11 protein-coding genes are annotated in these 18,957 nt (G+C 40.3%); 9 read left to right on the top strand and 2 right to left on the bottom strand.

Going from position 1 to position 18,957, the window contains the following annotated elements; genetic code table 11:
* Positions 1-75: 75 nt before the first annotated feature.
* Entirely contained in the window at positions 76-1,023 is a 948-nt protein-coding gene (gene cysK / locus DWW91_RS18635; protein ID WP_122328578.1) for a cysteine synthase A, read from the bottom strand.
* Positions 1,024-1,175: 152 nt separating this feature from the next.
* Here cysK and DWW91_RS18630 point away from each other — a divergent pair, with 152 nt between their 5' ends.
* From DWW91_RS18630 to DWW91_RS18605, 6 genes are all read left to right on the top strand, one after another.
* Positions 1,176-1,718: an RNA polymerase sigma-70 factor gene (locus DWW91_RS18630; RefSeq protein WP_007658203.1), complete on the top strand. Its 543-nt coding sequence runs from the start codon at positions 1,176-1,178 to the stop codon at positions 1,716-1,718.
* 109 nt (positions 1,719-1,827) lie between these two features.
* On the top strand, positions 1,828-2,802 hold the full coding sequence (locus DWW91_RS18625; RefSeq protein WP_122328577.1) for a FecR family protein: 975 nt from the start codon (positions 1,828-1,830) through the stop codon (positions 2,800-2,802).
* A 167-nt stretch (positions 2,803-2,969) separates the two neighbouring features.
* The gene (locus DWW91_RS18620) at positions 2,970-6,362 is read left to right on the top strand and encodes a TonB-dependent receptor (RefSeq protein WP_122328576.1); all 3,393 of its coding nucleotides are present in this window, start codon (positions 2,970-2,972) and stop codon (positions 6,360-6,362) included.
* Positions 6,363-6,374: 12 nt separating this feature from the next.
* On the top strand, positions 6,375-8,075 hold the full coding sequence (locus DWW91_RS18615; protein ID WP_010802702.1) for a RagB/SusD family nutrient uptake outer membrane protein: 1,701 nt from the start codon (positions 6,375-6,377) through the stop codon (positions 8,073-8,075).
* Positions 8,076-8,177: 102 nt separating this feature from the next.
* The gene (locus DWW91_RS18610; RefSeq protein ID WP_122328625.1) at positions 8,178-10,643 is read left to right on the top strand and encodes a hypothetical protein; all 2,466 of its coding nucleotides are present in this window, start codon (positions 8,178-8,180) and stop codon (positions 10,641-10,643) included.
* A gap of 32 nt (positions 10,644-10,675) precedes the next feature.
* On the top strand, positions 10,676-11,914 hold the full coding sequence (locus DWW91_RS18605; RefSeq protein WP_122328575.1) for an alpha-L-fucosidase: 1,239 nt from the start codon (positions 10,676-10,678) through the stop codon (positions 11,912-11,914).
* Between the two features lie 90 nt (positions 11,915-12,004).
* Here DWW91_RS18605 and DWW91_RS18600 read toward each other — a convergent pair whose 3' ends face one another.
* Positions 12,005-12,598: an RNA polymerase sigma-70 factor gene (locus tag DWW91_RS18600; RefSeq protein ID WP_007658191.1), complete on the bottom strand. Its 594-nt coding sequence runs from the start codon at positions 12,596-12,598 to the stop codon at positions 12,005-12,007.
* A 141-nt stretch (positions 12,599-12,739) separates the two neighbouring features.
* Here DWW91_RS18600 and DWW91_RS18595 point away from each other — a divergent pair, with 141 nt between their 5' ends.
* The 3 genes from DWW91_RS18595 to DWW91_RS18585 all read left to right on the top strand — a co-directional run bounded on the left by DWW91_RS18595 (position 12,740) and on the right by DWW91_RS18585 (position 18,954).
* Positions 12,740-13,672, top strand: coding sequence for a FecR family protein (locus DWW91_RS18595; protein WP_007658189.1), 933 nt, complete (start codon positions 12,740-12,742; stop codon positions 13,670-13,672).
* A 167-nt stretch (positions 13,673-13,839) separates the two neighbouring features.
* The gene (locus DWW91_RS18590) at positions 13,840-17,241 is read left to right on the top strand and encodes a TonB-dependent receptor (protein WP_122328574.1); all 3,402 of its coding nucleotides are present in this window, start codon (positions 13,840-13,842) and stop codon (positions 17,239-17,241) included.
* Positions 17,242-17,253: 12 nt separating this feature from the next.
* On the top strand, positions 17,254-18,954 hold the full coding sequence (locus tag DWW91_RS18585) for a RagB/SusD family nutrient uptake outer membrane protein (RefSeq protein WP_010802706.1): 1,701 nt from the start codon (positions 17,254-17,256) through the stop codon (positions 18,952-18,954).
* The last annotated feature ends 3 nt before the right edge of the window (positions 18,955-18,957 follow it).

The following is an 18,957-nucleotide window of genomic DNA, read 5'->3' as shown; positions in this document are numbered from 1 at the left end:
AAATTGGCATATTGCCACATTGGCTCATTATTTTCTAAATATGCTTCAGTTTATAGAATATAGATAAGGTCTCGTTTATAACGGATATTCTTCGAATGCATATAATACGGTAGAAAGATACCGCTCTCCGGTATCGGGTAATAGGGCAACGATTGTTTTGCCTGCATTCTCCGGCAGTTCCGCCAGTTTTAGAGCAGCGTATACGGCAGCACCGGAAGAGATACCTACCAGCAATCCTTCTTTTTGTGCCAGTTCACGGCTGGTACGGATGGCATCGTCATTTTCTACCTGAATGATTTCATCGACGTATTTGCCGTTATATGTTTTAGGAATGAATCCGGCCCCGATACCCTGTATCTTATGCGGTCCCGGTTTACCACCGGAGAGGACGGGGGAGTCGCTCGGTTCTACCGCTACGATTTTCACATTCGGATTATGTGTTTTCAATCCTTCACCGACACCGTTGACTGTTCCGCCCGTACCGACACCGGCTACGAAAATATCGACTTTACCATCCGTATCGCGCCAGATTTCCTGTGCAGTAGTCTGTACGTGTTTAGCCGGATTGGCCGGATTCTCGAATTGTTGCAGGATGACGGAACCGGGTGTTTCATCACGTAATGATTCGGCTTTGGCGATAGCTCCCTTCATGCCATCGGCTCCGGGAGTTAATACTAGGTGGGCTCCAAGAGCTTTCAATAAGTTGCGGCGTTCTACACTCATCGTTTCCGGCATTGTCAGAACCAGTTTATATCCTTTGGCAGCAGAAACGAAGGCAAGTCCTACACCAGTATTTCCACTTGTCGGTTCGATAATGGTCGCTCCCGGTTTCAGAAGTCCTTTCTGTTCTGCGTCTTCGATCATTGCCAGGGCGATGCGGTCTTTCACACTGCCTGCCGGGTTGAAGTATTCCAGTTTACCGATCAGTTTTGCTTTTAATCCTTTGCTTGCATTGAAGTTGGAAAACTCTAATAACGGAGTGTTACCAATCAGGTCTGTCAGTTTTTTTGCTACGTTTGCCATATCATTCTATATTTTAGTTGTTCTTATTTATGCAACAAAGATAAGAGGAGTATTGATTATGGGAAATACCATAAAGAGGGTATATTTTATTTTTTACTTTCTGCCGGGTAAAATAAAATCTCTTATATTTGCATACATTCTGAATGTGGAAAATGGAGGATAACGAACTGATATTATTATTGAAGCAAAACAGTAAAGAGGCTTTTACTGCTTTATATAAAAAGTACTGGAGGCAGGTATACAACTTCAGCCGTCTTTACCTGACCAATCAGGATACAGCAGAGGAAGTCGTGCAGGAAGTTTTTATAAAAGTGTGGGAAGGGCGTGACTTTATGCGTGAAGACGATAATTTCAAAGGATTGATGTTTATCATCACCCGCAACCTGATATTTAACCAACACCGAAAAAATTTGAACGAAGATTTTTATAAAATGACCGTCCTCGCCGCTATGGAAGATTCATACGATATTGAAGAGGAGATAGAGGCGAAGAACCTGAGCGAATATATTGACATGCTTATAAACGAGTTGCCGCCACGCCGCCGGGAAATATTTAATCTGAGCCGGAAAGGAAACAAGAGCTATAAAGAAATAGCCGAATTGTTGAATATATCGGAGAAAACTGTTGAAAATCAAATTAGTGAAGCGCTTAAATATCTGCGGAAGAATATCACTCTACTTTCTCTTTTCCTGTAAAAACCGATTCCCTTTTTTCATTTATTCTTAGAAAATTAAAAAAAAACGATGGGCGGATAGGGGTAACCTATATGTTCGGGGGTATTTATTATAAAGCAGATAAAAAGAAATGGATCAGGATAATAAAAGATATATATTAAAAAAGCTGATGCAGGATGCATTGGGAGAGGAGGAGCGTACTGCACTGAATGAGCGGGATGCGGTAAAAACACAAATGTTCAGTCAGTGGAACAATGCTCCGGATGCTGCGTATATTGACCGGGCTGACAGTATGCGGATATGGCATCGTATACGCCAAAGTATTTGGGACAATGTATCTGTAAAAAGATATTTATTCTATAAAGTTTATAGTGTGGCAGCATCTGTTTTATTGTTGTTGGTTGTTGGAGGGATGGCTTATTATCTAGGAGAGAAAGATAATATTCCTGTTTATGTTGTTACGTCAGGTATTCAGAATATGCAATCGGTATCATTGCCGGACGGGACGGTCGTACAGTTGGGACCCGGTAGTAAATTGACCTATCCTGCTGCATTTACAGGAAAAACACGTGAAATACATTTAGATGGTCAGGCTTTTTTTGATATCCATAAAAATCCTCACAAACCCTTTATCGTACATACTTCGGAAATGGAAGTACAGGCTTTGGGAACGGCTTTCGAGGTGTTTGATTATGATATAGAAAGTAAATCGGAGACTGTCCTGTTAAATGGGAAAGTCAAGATAGGAATAAATAATTCAAAAGGTGATAGAGCTGAGTTTATTTTGTCGCCGAATGAAAAGATGGTATATGATCAGCAAGCAGATTCGGCCTATGTTTTAACTGTCGATGCAGATAAATATACTTCATGGCGAAAACAGAAGATAGTCAGTTTCGAAAATGAAAAACTATCCATGATTATTCCACGTCTGGAGCAATGGTACGGACGTAAGATTATGTGCCAGCAAGATCTGGCGGATAAATACCGCTTTACATTTAAGGTAAGGGATGAATCATTGGAACGGATATTGTTTATGATGGGAGAATCATCTCCTTTAAAATATCAAAAGACAAGTAATGGAAATTATGTGTTAGTTCTCAAATAATTAATAATCTAAATCTATAGCCTATGGACATATCGAGCAGTTAACCTAAAAAAATTGGAAGATACCTGCAAGTACCTTCCAATCCGTGAGTTTTCAAGAAAATGCACGTCATAAGGAGTCCAAGCCAACGACTTGCATTTATTATTCATTAAAAACAATACAAAGTTATGAAAAAAAACAATGACAGGGATTGTTGTGTCCCGTTATTAAGAAAAACAATTCGCATTATGAAGATCACAACCTTATTTTCATTGGCTGTTGCCTGTTGTATTTCTGCCTCCACCTATGCGCAGGATTATAAAGTTTCAATCAAAAAGAATAATGCCAGTATCATTGAAATACTGAAAGAGATTGAGAAGAACAGCGAGTTTACTTTCTTTTTTAATGACAATCATGTAAATGTAAATAAGAAAGTAAGTGTAAATGCTAAGAATGTAACATTGGATGAAGTTCTTACGCAGATATTTAATAATACGGGATATAATTATCAGATTATTGATCGTCAGGTATTAATTAAGGCTTTTAAACCCAATCAGGCTACGAATGCGGCACAGCAGAAGACGAAAATTGTATCGGGAGTTATTAATGATGAAACAGGTTTGCCTGTTATTGGTGCAAACGTGGTAGAAAAAGGGACGACAAACGGTACAATAACGGATGCCGAAGGGAGGTTCTCCCTCAACGTAGCGTCTGACGCTACGTTAGTTATCACTTATATAGGATATGTAACGAGTGAGATACCTGTCATTGGCAAGAACTCCGTAACAATCACTTTGAGAGAAGATACTGAAGTTTTGGATGAAGTTATCGTTGTTGGTTATGGTACCATGAAAAAGAAAGACCTGACAGGTTCTGTCGCTGCTATAAAAGGGGATGATTTGGCAGCCCGTAAGACAACACAATTATCTACTGCGTTGCAAGGTGCTATAGCTGGTGTGACGGTAACCCGTGATAACAATGCTCCAGGGGCAGCTGCCGGTAGTATCCGGGTTCGTGGTATTACCACGATTGGCGATACCAGTCCGTTGGTGATTATCGATGGTGTTCCCGGTAGTATTAATGATGTGAATCCGAATGATGTGGAAAGCATGTCTGTTTTGAAAGATGCGGCGTCATCTTCCATATATGGTTCACGTGCAGCGGCAGGCGTCATTTTGATTACGACTAAGCGGGCCCAGGAGAAAAGTCTGTCGATCGATTATAATTTTGAATACGGATTGGAGATACCAACCAAGCAACCGAAATACGTAGGGGTTAAACGTTTTTTGGAAACGACCAATGAGTTGCGTTATAATGACAATAAATCCGGAGGTTGGAACCAGGCTTATTCGGATGATGATATAAATAATTGGGAAAAATATCACCAGACAAACCCTGATAAATATCCTATGACAGATTGGGTTGGAATGATTTTGAAAGGTTCGGCTCCGCGTCAGACTCATACGATTAGTGTAGCCGGGGGGGCTAAGACTGTAAAATCGAATGCTTCATTCGTCTATGATAAAGTGGACGGTTTATACGCAGACCGTGATTATGAGCGTTTCATGATTCGTGCCAATAATGATTTTACGGTAAATAAGTATTTGGGGGCGACATTGGATTTTAATTTTAAACGGACAAAAAATCATCAGCCTTATTACTCTCCCTTCTCTGATATGCGCTTAGCTCCTATGATTTATCCGGCTGTATGGGCTAACGGAGAATATGCGAGCGGAAAGAATGGGAATAATTCCTATGCTGTAGTAAATTCCGGAGGTTTTAAAGATGAGTGGTATAATCAGATGGGAGGACGTGCTGCAATTAATATAACTCCGATTGAAGGTTTGAAAATTTCAGGAGTGATTGCACCTAATTATACATTTGAGAAAAAGAAACATTTCCGTAAGGCGGTACCTTATTCTTTGGAAAATGATCCGAATATGGTTGGCGGTTACATGGAAGGCTATAATACAACAAAATTATCAGAAGAGAGGAATGACAGTTATAATATAACAATTCAAGGAATTGCCAATTATATGAAGACTTTTGGTAAGCATGATTTGAACTTGATGGCTGGTTATGAAACTTATTATTCATCCGGTGAGAATCTGGGTGCTTCCCGTGATCAATATGAATTGAGTAATTTCCCTTATTTGAATGTAGGTCCGTTGGATTTGCGTGATAATAGCGGAAGTGCTACGGAGTTGTCTTATAGATCCTGGTTTGGCCGTGTAGCTTATAGTTTTGATAACAGATATTTGTTTCAGGCGAATATTCGTTATGACGGATCTTCCCGTTTTCATTCTGATTATCGTTGGGGAGTATTTCCGTCTTTCTCTGCCGGTTGGGTGTTAAGTGAAGAAGCATTTATGGAGAATGCGGATATTAATTGGTTGTCTTTCCTGAAATTGAGGGCTTCTTATGGTACGTTGGGTAATGAACGGATTACGGATAAAGATGGAAATGCCCTTTACTATCCGTATCAGGCTTTTATCAACTTCAGTGATGTCCTGTTCTATCAAAATGGAACGGTTGTTCCTGAGTTATCAGCGGCGCAGTGGGCTTATGCCGTTGAAAATATCTCCTGGGAAACAACAAGTTCGGTAGATATCGGTTTGGATGCTAATTTCTTTAATAATCGTTTGCGCTTTACGGCTGATTATTATAACAAGCAGACGAAAGATATGCTATTGGCTTTGGAAATCCCTGATTATGTCGGGTTTGATAATCCGCAGAGAAATACAGGTAAGATGTATACCAATGGATATGACATCGAATTAGCCTGGAATGACCGTATAGGGGATTTGACTTACGGAATTTCTGCGAATTTCTCCGACTTTGTTTCTAAGATGGGAGATTTGGGCGGAACGGAATTCCTGGGAGATCAGGTGAAATTGAAAGACAGTGAATTTAACGAATGGTATGGTTATTTGAGTGATGGTCTGATGCTGACGGAAGAGGATTTAAAAGGACCGAAATTAAATGATAACGTACAATTGGGCGATGTTAAATATAAAGATATTTCCGGACCTGACGGTGTACCTGATGGAAAGATTTCTCCTGAGTATGACCGTGTTTTATTAGGCGGATCTTTGCCGCGTTTTCAATATGGAGGAACGCTGAATCTGGGGTATAAAGGTTTTGATTTCTCTGTTGCAATTCAGGGAGTAGGCAGGCGAAATACCCGTCTATCCTCTGCAATGGTACAACCGCTACAAGCAAACTGGGGGAATACTCCGGCGATTATCGATGGTAAATATTGGAGTGAAAAAAATACGGAAGCACAGAATGCCGAGGCTATTTATCCTCGTCTGACATATTCTAATAGTAGTATAAACTATGCCATGTCAGATTTCTGGTTATTTAATGGCCGTTATTTCCGTTTGAAAAATTTGACATTAGGTTACACATTACCAGCGGAGTGGACAGAGAAAGTAATGATCAAGCAAACTCGTATTTATGTGGCAGCCAATGATTTGTTCTGTATCAGTAAATATCCGAAAGGTTGGGACCCGGAGATGGGAAGTTCTGCTTATCCGATTACTACGTCTGTGTTATTTGGTTTGTCTGTAAAATTTTAAAAGAATAAAAAGATGAAACGTACATTTATCATATTATTAGGATGTTGTTTGGGCTTAAACTCTTGTTATGAGTTAGATTTAAATCCTCTGTCGCAGGCATCCAGCGAAAATTGGTACTCCAATGAGACTGAAATAGAAATGTCGATCAAAGACTTTTATAGAGATGCATTCTGGCCATTGGACAATGAAGATAAGACCGATAATTTTATTTATAGGGAAACTCCCTCTGAAATTATAAAAGGGACCTTCAATGGTCAAAGCGGAGATGTAACAACGTTATGGGCCAATCAATACAAATCTATCGCACGAACGAATACAATTTTGTCCAATATGGATAAGGCGGCAGAGATGGGTATTTCCGAAGAAAAGATAAAACGGTATGAGGCTGAGGCTTTGTTTCAAAGAGCATCTTGTTATGCCAGACTGGTCACTTATTTCGGAGATGTTGTTTACGTGACAAGTGTGGTCGATATTGAAGAGGCTTTTACACTTGGTCGTACTCCTAAATCGGAAATAGTACCGAAGATTTATGAAGATTACGATAAAGCGGCAGAAGGTTTGCCGGAGAAATATACCGGTGTATCTTCTTTGCGTGCAACAAAAGGGGCAGCCCTGGCATTGAAGGCTCGTTTTGCTCTTTATATGGGGGATTGGGAAATCGCGGCTGATGCTGCTAAAAAGTGTATGGATTTAGGACTTTATAAATTGCATGCGGACTATGCCGAACTTTTTTTGACGACTACTAAAAATTCGGAAGAGTCGATTTTCTTGTTACCCCGTTCTATCGAATATAAAGTGACGTTAGGAAACTGGACAGTTATGAATGAGGTATCAAGAAATCCGGGTGGTTGGGGCGCTTTTGCTCCGTCCTGGGATTTACTTGCTGCTTATGAATGTATAGATGGTCTTCCGATAGATGAATCACCTTTGTTTGATCCTCAAAACCCATTTAAAAATCGTGATCCGCGTTGTACGGCGACGATTGTTGAATTTGGAACCCGGCATTTGGGATTTGATTATAATCCGCATCCGGATGCAGTGGAGGTAATGAATTACAATACGGGCAAGATGCAGAAAAACAACGATGCCCGTGTGAATGCTCAGTTTGCATCTTATAATGGATTATTATGGAAAAAAGGAATTGATGAAACATGGCTGGAGAATGGGAAGGATGTTGATCCCGATAAAATAATTATCCGTTATGCAGATGTTTTACTCATGTATGCTGAAGCAAAGATCGAGTTGAATCAGATAGATCAATCCGTATTAGATGCAATTAACAGGGTTCGTGCCAGAGCATATGGGGTAGATTATACAAATATAAGTGCCTATCCGGCAATTACTACAACTTCTCAACAGAAGTTACGTACGATTATCCGTAACGAACGACGTGTGGAATTTGCAAAGGAAGGTTTGCGTTATATGGATTTGGTCAGATGGAAAATTGCAGGAAAAGCATTGACGCGTCCTAATTATGGAATGTTGTATCCGGTAAGCTTATTGCGTGAAAAGATCATAGATAAAGGCCTATGGTTTTGGCCGGATGTTCCGCAGATTGACGAAGACGGTATTCCTGATTTCTCTGCGATGGAAAAAGCCGGACTGATAGCTCCAATGTCTCAACGTATGTGGAACGATCGTCAATATTTATGGCCGATTCCTACGAAGGAAGTTCTTATCAATGAGAATTTAAAACAGAATCCCGGATATTAAATTCGTATAAATAATTCTTATATTGGCTCCTCTCTTGTCTTAATGCGTATAAGCGTTGAGAGGAGCCTTTATTGCTAATTTTATAACAGAAATAAAATGAAGATGAAATTAAACAGTACGATAGGCATATTGACAGTACTATCGATAATGAGTTGTTCGGCACAAAAAGAGTCTAAGAGAGTTCCGGATTCGGTATCCGGTATTTATCCTTGTTTGGCTTATTATAATAATGAAGGAGAATGTGGAACGGGAGCCGTGGTTCCCTGGGCAGACCGATTATGGGTTATTACCTATGGGCCGCATTTACCTAATGGCTCTTCGGATAAATTGTATGAGGTAACATCCGATTATCGCCAGATTATACATGATGAGAGTATAGGAGGAACTCCGGCGAACCGCATGGTCCATAAAGAAAGCAACCAGCTTTTTATTGGTCCGTATGCCATTGATAAAACAGGTAAAGTTCGGGTGATACCTTATTCGGTAATGCCGGGACGTCATACCGGCAATGCCCGCCATTTGACGGATCCTGCCCATAAAATCTATTACGGTACGATGGAAGAGGGTTTTTATGAGGTGGATGTCAATACGTTGGAAGTAAAAGAATTATATCAGGATGGAAATAGAAAGAAAGGTATAAAGGATGATACGAATGATGTATTGCCGGGTGTACATGGAAAAGGTTTCTATTCGGGACAAGGCGTTGCTGTTTTTTCCAACAATGGGGAAGGTACGGCTGAAGCATTGAAAAAGTTTGATGTAAAAGCCGGTGTTTTGGCTGAATGGAATGGTAAAGATTGGAAAACGGTTCGGAGGAATCAATTTACGGAAGTAACAGGTCCGGGGGGCATTTATGGAAATACGAATCCGGAGACAGACCCGTTGTGGGCTACGGGTTGGGATCATAAGTCTGTTTTACTGGGAGTGCGTGATGCGAAGAAAGGTTGGTCTTTCTATCGCCTTCCCAAAGCCAGCCATAGCTATGACGGAGCGCACGGATGGAATACGGAATGGCCCCGTATCCGGAATGTCGGAACAGAATCCAATCCTGATTATCTGATGACGATGCATGGCATGTTCTGGCGTTTTCCCGGTCAGTTTACAGCAGATAACAGTGCCGGTATCCGTCCGCGTTCTGCTTATCTGAAGGTTATCGGTGATTTCACTCGTTGGAACGATCAGCTCGTTTTCGGATGTGATGACTCGGCTCAGAAAGAATTCCTGAATAAACGTAAGGCAAAAGGAAATATAGAAGGTCCCGGCCAATCCAATTCCAATCTGTGGTTTACCTCTTTTTCGAAACCGGATGAATTAGGTCCGGCAACAGCCGAAGGGGCTGTTTGGGCAAAAGAGAGCATAAAGGCAAATGAAGCCTCCGAGCCTTTCCTGTTTGCCGGCTGGGCAAATCGTATCGGTTGGATTAAGAATGAGGGAAAACAACCGGTAACTTTTGCCTATGAAGTAGACGAAACTGGTACGAACGATTGGAAAACAATAAAATCCGTAACTGTTAGTCCGGGAAAGGCCGCCAGTGTTATATTTCCGGCAGAAGATAAAGGAGAATGGATTCGCGTGAAAGCAGACAAGAATACATTGGCAACAGCTAGTTTTTCTTATACGACACCTGATACCCGCTCTGTACAACCCGCAACAATTTATAAAGGTATGGCTTCTGCTACGGAGAAAAATTTAACCGGCGGTTTATTGTACGGAGTTGGGGATAACCGTCGTGCTTTGGGTTTGTTGGCTAATACCGTTGTAAATGGTAATACGGTTGAAACCGGTTATTATGAAATGAGCGATAAATTGGAACTGGTTCGCAAGGATGATGCTGAAACAGCCGGTTTGATCCGCTCAAAATTTGCTATTCCGCAACAAGTTGTTTCAATAGAAAATAGCTCGGTATTAATTGTTGACGACCTGGGACGCAGATGGCGATTGCCATTAGGGGACAAGGCGTATACATCTTTGACGAATGAGGGGCAACTTCGTATTTGTCGCGAAGTGGCAACAGAGCGTGATCTATTTTCCTGTATGGGTACATTTTATGAACTTCCTGCCGAAAATGCAGATGGTTATGCAAAGATTCGTCCTGTTTCTACTCATAATTACCGGATAAACGATTATGCTTCCTATCGTGGAATGCTTGTCCTGACAGGGGTGAATCCGGAAGAAGGAAAGGATAATGAACATGTCATTGTTTCCAACGATGGTAAAGCGGCAGTATGGGTAGGTGTTATTGATGATTTGTGGCAGTTGGGTAAACCGATCGGAAAAGGTGGTCCGTGGAAAGATACGTCAGTAAAAGCCGGTATCCCGTCTGACCCTTATCTGATTGGATTTTATGATAGGAAAAAGTTAACCTTATCGCATCAGTCTACTGACGATATTACTTTTACCATTGAAGCAGACCCGACAGGGAACGGGGATTGGATGGAATATATGGTACGGAAAGTGAAAGCGGGAGAAAAATGGACATATGAGTTTCCGGCAGAGTTCCAGGCTCGTTGGATTCGTTTCTCCACAGATGAAGATACAAAAGCTACGGCGTGGTTGGAATATAAATAGACTTGGTAATTGATCAAAGTAAAAGAGTTGTTATGAATAAATATAGTGTATTGATTATCTGTTTGCTTTTGTGCCTGAATCTGAGAGGGCAGGAACAGACATGGAGAGAAATTCCGTATTATCTGAAAGGATACGAAGCCGAATACGCAAAATCACCTAAAGAGGCTGCTTTGGCATGGTTTAAGGATGCTCGTTTTGGCTTGTTTATCCATTGGGGACCAGCCTCTTTGTATGGAAAAGGAGAATGGGTGATGTATAATGAAGCTATCCCTTATAAAGAATATGAGCAGAAAGCCCGAGAGTTCAAAGGTGAGAAATTTAATGCCCAGGATTATGTGGATTTGGCGATCAGAGCTAAAATGAAATACATAACTTTTGTAGCAAAGCATCACGATGGTTATGCCTTATGGGATACGAAAGCTACCGACTATAATAGTGTGGATTATCCTGCACAACGTGATTTTGTAAAGGAACTGGCTGTCGCTTGCCGGAAAGCCGGATTAGGCTTGTTCATTTATTATTCGATCGGTTTGGATTGGCACCATCCTTATTTTTTACCGAGTTCTATGTATAATCCGGCTCGTCCCCATTATAAGGAAATGCCCGACGAGTATGCATTTAAAAAGGTGGAAGATTTTAAACATTATCTGAACTTTGCGAAAACGCAGATTATGGAACTGTGCACGCAATACGGACCGATTGCCGGGCTTTGGTTTGATACAGTCGGTGGTGTATATCAGCATTCTGATCTTTTTAATATACAGGAAATTTACGATATGATTCATTCAATCCAGCCGCATGCACTGGTTGTGTTTAAAACAGGAGCAAATGGAAATGAGGATTTCATTACAGGTGAAAGAGAAATGGGCTCTTTGGCTTCGGTGTTTAAGAGTGCCGGCTTGCCTCAGCAAGTGCAGGATGCTGCTGATCATTCGTGGGAAAGCAATAAAGGAAAACCGGCTGAATTGAATATTCCTATTCAAACATTAGGATGGGCTTATCATAGCTCTCCGCGACAGAGACAAAAGTCGAAAGATGAGGTTATGGACTTATTGAATTATTGTGCAAAGATAAATGCAAACCTGCTTTTGAATATAGGACCACTCCCTGACGGTACAATTTTGGAAGAAAATGTGAAGACATTGGGTGAAGTTGGTGATTATCTTGAAAAGAATGGTTTCCCGGCATTGAATACAAAAGATTATATGGATTATAGAACAAAGGCTGTCCAACAGATTGATAAAGAGAAAGAGAATCAAACTGCCAGGTAAATGAGATAGGTTGCTTATGGTGAAGTAAAAAAGGAAGGAGAAAGGATCTTCTTCCTTTTTTATATAATTTACAGAATCCTGTTTTGCTCGCTATTTGTCAAAAATGGAGGTGAATAGCATAAATAAAGGTAAGTAATCTTTTAATTCTTTTTTCAGTATTTCAATCGCTTTGCTCTTATATCTTTTTACTGTTCTGCAGGATACCCCCATTATTTCAGCTATTTCTTCAATGCTCTTGTTCTCAAGGCGGTTCAGTTCAAAAGCAAGCCTGTATTCAGGCGGAAGTTTCTCTAATGTTTGATATAGTAGATGCTGCAGTTCCTGTAGTGTATAGAGATCATCTAGGTTATTAAAATATATGGGAATATTTTTTTTGATCGTTGTTTCATATTCTTGTTTATATCCCTGACTACGCAAATAGTTTAAACTAAGATTTTTGACACATGTTATGAGGAAGTTTTTACCTGAAGTGTAAGGAATGATAGTTTTCCTTTTTTCCCAAATAGTAAAAAATACATCCTGAACAATATCTTCGCGTGTTTCCTGGTCGTCGATGTATCGCCTGGCAAACTGGCATAATGAAACATAATACTGTTCGAATAACGAACGGTAAGCTACTTGGTCATCGTTATTGGATATACTCCATAAAAGATATTCTATACTCTCTGTGTCAAGTCTTTCCACTAATAAATATACATTGAATCAGTTTGTTTAGTAAAGCAAAGATAAGAATGAGAAAATATAAACCTTGCTTTTTTGAAAAAAAAATGAAAATAGAGTGTCCCCTTTTTTATTTCTGTGTGTCTATTCATAAACAAAGAAGATATGGAACTGGATAGAAAAGATATAAAAAGATACATCCTCATAGCAAAGGCTATAGATGCAGATATTTGTGATTACGATAATTATGATATTGAGCAGGCTTTTGCAAGAAATCAGAAAAGGATAACGGCTTATTCCTGGAAACAAAAATATCTTAACAACGCTTTGCGTATAGCTGCCATATTGTTGCTTCCCTTTATTTTATCGACAGGTTTCTTATCTTATCTGTATATAAACCGACTGCAAGAGGATAAGCATATATCTTATTTGGAAGTTGTTTCTGCTCCCGGCATAGTTACGCAAATGGAATTACCGGATAAGTCGAAAGTTTGGCTTAATGCAGGAAGTTCTCTACGATATCCTTCTCGCTTTACGGGGGATGAAAGGACTGTTTATCTGTCTGGAGAGGGGTATTTTGAAGTGCAATCAGACAGACTGCATCCGTTTTATGTATCAGTCAACGAAAAGATGAAAGTGAAGGCACATGGAACGAAGTTCAATGTAAATGCTTATAGTGATGAGATGTGGGTTGAAACAACATTGGAAACAGGCAAGGTGGATGTTCTCATTCATAAGCAATCTGTGCTGCTGAAGCCAAATGAGCAGGCTTATTATAGTAAATCCGATCAGAAGTTATTGATACGTACAGTCAATGTAGAGGAAAAAACGGCCTGGAAGGATGGACGCCTGGTGTTCAGGAATACTTCGCTTGATGAGGTGATAAAACGGTTATCACGACGATATAATGTCGATATTGTTATGCACCGGAAGACCGATATTGATTATAAATGCAGGGCTTCGTTCTCCACAGAAAGTGTAACTCAGATATTAGACTATTTGAAATTAGTTGCTCCGATAGATTGGAAAATCGCGGAGACTGAACAACTAAAAGATTCATCCTATCCGCGTCAGCGTATAGATATTTGGTTAAAATAAAAAGAAACAAATACCAATAAAGAAAGGAGGTTATATAAGAAACAGGTAATACAAAAAAGACAAGGACAAGTATAAGCGTCAACTTATCCTTGTCCCTTAAATCAAAAAATTAAGTCCGACGCCAATCGGTCCTAATTCGTTTAATTAAAAAATCCAAGTACAAAGTTATGAAAATTCTAAAACAATCCAATGGGGATATCCCCCTATGTATACCTAAATTAGTGCGTGTTGTGAGAATCAGTTTATTCTTGTTATTTATTGTGATGACTCAGTTACATGCAGAAAATTTGTATTCACAGAATACGGTTATTAATTTGAAACTGGAAAATGCTACTGTTGAACAAGTTCTCGATAAAATTGAAAAGGAAACGGAATACTCTTTCCTTTTCACTGATAAATCTGTGGATATTGACTGGACAGTGAATATAGATATTCATGGTAAGAGTATCAATGAAATATTAGAAATTTTATTTGGAAAGACCAATGTAGAGTATCGTATTGTAGATAAACAGATTGCATTGTCTAATAGGAGATTAGTGACAGACAGTGTTAATCAGCAGAAGAAAATCAATGGAAGTGTTATTGAACAGAACGGTAATCCGGTTATTGGTGCTAATGTTGTGGAAAAAGGGACAACAAATGGAACGATCACGGATATGAACGGGCATTTTGTTCTATCTGTTAATCAGGGTGCTGTACTAACAATTTCTTATATAGGATATATAACGAAGGAATTTCAAATTAATGATAAATCAAATATTATTATCTCTTTAGAGGAAGATTCTGAATTATTGGACGAAGTTGTAGTTGTAGGTTATGGTACCATGAAAAGAAAAGATTTGACCGGTGCGGTAGCTGCCGTGAAAGGAGATGATCTGGCTGCACGTAAAACAACGCAATTGTCTACGGCATTGCAGGGAGCTGCTTCCGGTGTATTGGTTACGCGCGATAATAGTGCTCCGGGTTCTACCGCTTCCATCAAAATACGTGGTGTAACGACGATCGGTGAATCGAGTCCGTTGGTTATTGTCGATGGGGTTCCGGGTGATATCAACCAGGTAAATCCGGAAGATGTGGAGAGCATGTCTGTTTTGAAAGATGCTGCTTCTGCCTCTATTTACGGTTCCCGTGCCGCTGCCGGAGTAATTGTGATCACAACGAAACGTGCTAAAGAGAACGATTTATCATTGAATTATAATTTTGAGTATGGTTGGGAGATGCCTACTAAACTTCCTGAATATGTGGGTACCCAACGATTTATGGAAATGGTAAATGAACTGCGTTATAATGATAATAATGCAGGAGGTTGGTATCAGACGTATTCGGAAGATCAGGTCAACAACTGGATAAAGAATAATGCAACTGATCCTGATGCTTACCCTGTAACAGACTGGCAGGATGAAATTCTGAAAAACTCTGCCCCCCGCCAGACTCACTCGATAAATATAGCAGGTGGTAGTAAAGTCGTTCGTACAAAGGCTTCATTCCGTTATGATAAAACAGACGGTATTTATGTGAACAGAAATTATGAACGTTATATGATCCGGGTAAATAACGACTTTAAGATCAATAAATATATTGAAGCTCATCTGGACGTAAATTATAAACGTTCCAAGTCTGAAGAACCACATAGAAATCCGATGGATTTACAATATCGCGCAACTCCGCCTATTTATGCAGCGCGATGGAGTAACGGTATGTGGGGAGACGTCAAGGACGGTGAGAATACGTTGGCTATGATTACGGACGGCGGTTTGAAAACCTCCTGGTATAACCGGCTGGGTGGTAAGGCTGCTATTGATATATCTCCTATTGAAGGCTTGAAGATATCGGGCGTAATTGCACCTACCTATAATTTTGATAAGGTAAAAAGTTTTCGTAAACAGGTTCCTTTTACTTATGCCAATGATCCTAATACGATAAAAGGATATATGAATGGGTTTACAACGACTAAATTGACTGAAAACAGAAACGATAGTTATGATGTGACCACTCAGTTTTTTGCGAATTATAATAAAACCTTTGGGAAACATGAACTTTCAGCAATGGTCGGTTATGAGGACTATTATGCATTTTGGGAAAAACTGAGCGCTTCTCGTGACCAGTATGAATTAACAAATTTCCCTTACCTGGATATTGGTCCTGAAAATCTGAGGGATAATGGCGGTAATGCTGAAGAATATGCTTATCGTTCATTCTTTGGCCGTATAGCATATAGTTATGATAACCGGTATCTGTTGCAGGTGAACTTCCGTCGGGACGGTTCTTCCCGTTTTGCTCCGGATAGCAGATGGGCGAACTTCCCTTCATTGTCAGCAGGCTGGGTTGCCAGTGAAGAACAGTTTATCAAAAATTTAGACTGGAACTGGCTTTCCTTCCTGAAATTGAGAGGTTCGTGGGGTACGCTGGGCAATGAACGTATCACAATGTCGAAGGATAACACAACAGTACAGAACTATTATCCTTACCAATCGGCTTTGAATTTTGGTTCTGCTTTATTTTATAGTGGGAATACTGTAAATTCTTTCCTGACAGCCGCTCAACAGTATTATGCTGTTCGTAATATATCGTGGGAGACGACAGAAACCTGGGACATTGGTCTGGATGCAAACTTCCTGGATGGACGCCTGCATTTTACCGGAGACTTCTATAAGAAGAAAACGAAGGATATGTTGCTAGCTCTCGAAATTCCGAAATTTATCGGATATGATAATCCGAGTGTAAATACCGGAAATATGCATACGACCGGTTATGATCTGGAAATCGGCTGGCGTGACCAGGTGGGTGATTTCAGATATTCCGTATCTGCCAATTTATCTGATTTCATTTCTAAAATGGGAAATTTAGGTGGAACAGAGTTTTTAGGTGAAAAGGTAAAGATGGAAGGCAGCCAGTTTGACGAATGGTACGGTTATCTTAGTGACGGACTATTCCAAACGCAGGAAGAGGTGGATAACTCACCGAAGCTGAATAATAATGTAACGATCGGCGATATCAAATATAAAGATATTTCAGGTCCGGATGGCGTGCCTGATGGCAAAATTTCTTCAGAGTACGACCGCGTATTGCTGGGCGGATCACTTCCCCGTTACATGTTTGGTGTGAACTTATCTGCTTCTTATAAAGGATTTGATATATCAATGATGTTCCAGGGAGTTGGCAGTCAGAATTCCCGTATCAGCAGAAATATGGTTGAAGGATTGAATACGAACTGGGGAGGATTCCCGTCAATCCTGGAAGGTGATTATTGGAGTACCAATAATACGGCGGAACAGAATGCTGGTGTTAAGTATCCCCGCCTGACCCGTAATAGTGTGGATGCCAACATGAGCATGTCTGATTACTGGATGTTCAACGGACGCTATCTGAGAATGAAGAACCTGACAGTAGGTTATACGCTTCCTTCCGTATGGACGAAGAAAATTAGTATGGAATCAGTTCGGTTTTATGCTTCCGGAAGCGATTTATTCTGTCTGAGTAAATACCCGCATGGTTGGGACCCGGAAGTTAGTGCAACAGGCTATCCTATTACTATGTCTGTGTTATTAGGTGTATCGGTTAACTTTTAAATAAGAATGATCATGAAACGAAATAATATAATAATTTGTTTATTCAGTGGCATAACATTGCTTACTGCCTGCCATGACCTGGATTTGAATCCTTTGTCTTATGGTTCGACGGAAAATTGGTATTCGAATGAGACAGAGATTGAAATGGCTGTCAATGAATTATACAGAGATACGTTCTGGCCGTTGGATGAGGAGGGGAATACCGATTGGTCCGATGATAATATTTATCGTGAATCTTTGACTCCTTTCCAAAATGCAACCTTAAACGGTCAGACGGATAAGGTTACAGACCTGTGGTCAAAACAATATAAGGTTATTTCCCGTGCCAATGGGGTCATATTAAAAGCACACCGTGCAGTTGAAGCAGGTGCTTCCGAAGCAAAAATCAACGGTTTTATTGCCGAGGCTCATTTTCACAGGGCATGTGCTTATGCGAAATTATCTTCAAAGTTTGGTGGCATACCTTTGGTAGAAGATGATATAGATATAGAGGCAGGTATGGCAATGGGCCGTACCGATATTGCGGTTGTGAAACAATTTGTTTATGATGAGTTTGATGTGGCGGCAGAAACTTTACCGGTTTCATACTCGGGTGCTCAGAGGGCAACGAAAGGGGCTGCTCTGGCACTGAAAGCGCGTTATGCACTCTATATGGGCGATTATGACATTGTTGTTGCTGCAACAAAGGCTGTCATGGATTTGGGTATTTATTCTTTACATAAAGACTATGGGGATCTGTTTCTGACAAATACAAAGAATGCGGAGGAATCTATCTTTCTGATACCCCGTTCCATTGAATATAATGTGGTCATGAATGTAAGAGGATGGCTACCGAGGAATTCCGGAGGATATGCTGTACCGAACCCGACCTGGGAACTATTGGCCTCGTATACTTGTATTGACGGGTTACCCATTGATGAATCTCCATTGTTCGATTCTCATGACCCGTTTAAGAATCGCGATCCCCGGTTGTCAATGACTATCGTTCCGTTTGGAGAGAACTTCCTGGGTATAGAATTCAATCCTCATCCTGAGGCATTGGAAGTTATGAACTATAAGTCAGGCAAGATGATTAGTAACAATGATTCCCGTGCAGTTGCGCAATATGCTTCTTATAATGGCCTCGTTTGGAAAAAGGGAATGGATGAAAGCTGTCTGGAGAATGCCCACAATATTGATCCTGATAAAATAATAATCCGTTATGCGGATATATTATTAATGTATGCAGAAGCAAAGATAGAATTGAACCAGATCGATCAGTCCGTATTGGATGCCATGAACGAAGTTCGTGCCAGAGCTTATGGTGTCGATAAATCGGCGGTAAGTCAGTATCCGGCATTTACAATGACAAATCAGAACAAGCTGAGATCCGAATTGCGTATGGAAAGACGTGTGGAGTTTGCCAAGGAAGGACTTCGTTATATGGATCTGATGCGCTGGAAGTTGATGGACAAAGTAATGAACAAGAAAGTGTATATGATGCTTTACCCGGCTTCTTTACTTATAGAGAAAGTTGTTAGCCAGGGAGACTGGTTCTGGCCTTATGCTCCGGATATCGATGAAAACGGCCTGGCTGATTTCACTAAGATGGAAAGTGCCGGTAAGATCGCTGTTGTTGCCCAAAAGAAATGGGATGAACGCCAGTATTTATGGCCGATACCGACGACTGAGATTCTGATTAATCCGAATATGAAGCAAAATCCTAATTATTAATCT

Origin of the sequence: Parabacteroides sp. AF17-3, assembly GCF_003635445.1 — a bacterium.
Taxonomy (GTDB): domain Bacteria; phylum Bacteroidota; class Bacteroidia; order Bacteroidales; family Tannerellaceae; genus Parabacteroides; species Parabacteroides goldsteinii.
The sequence above is the reverse complement of the archived record's forward strand: the minus strand, read 5'-3'. Positions and strand labels throughout refer to the sequence as shown.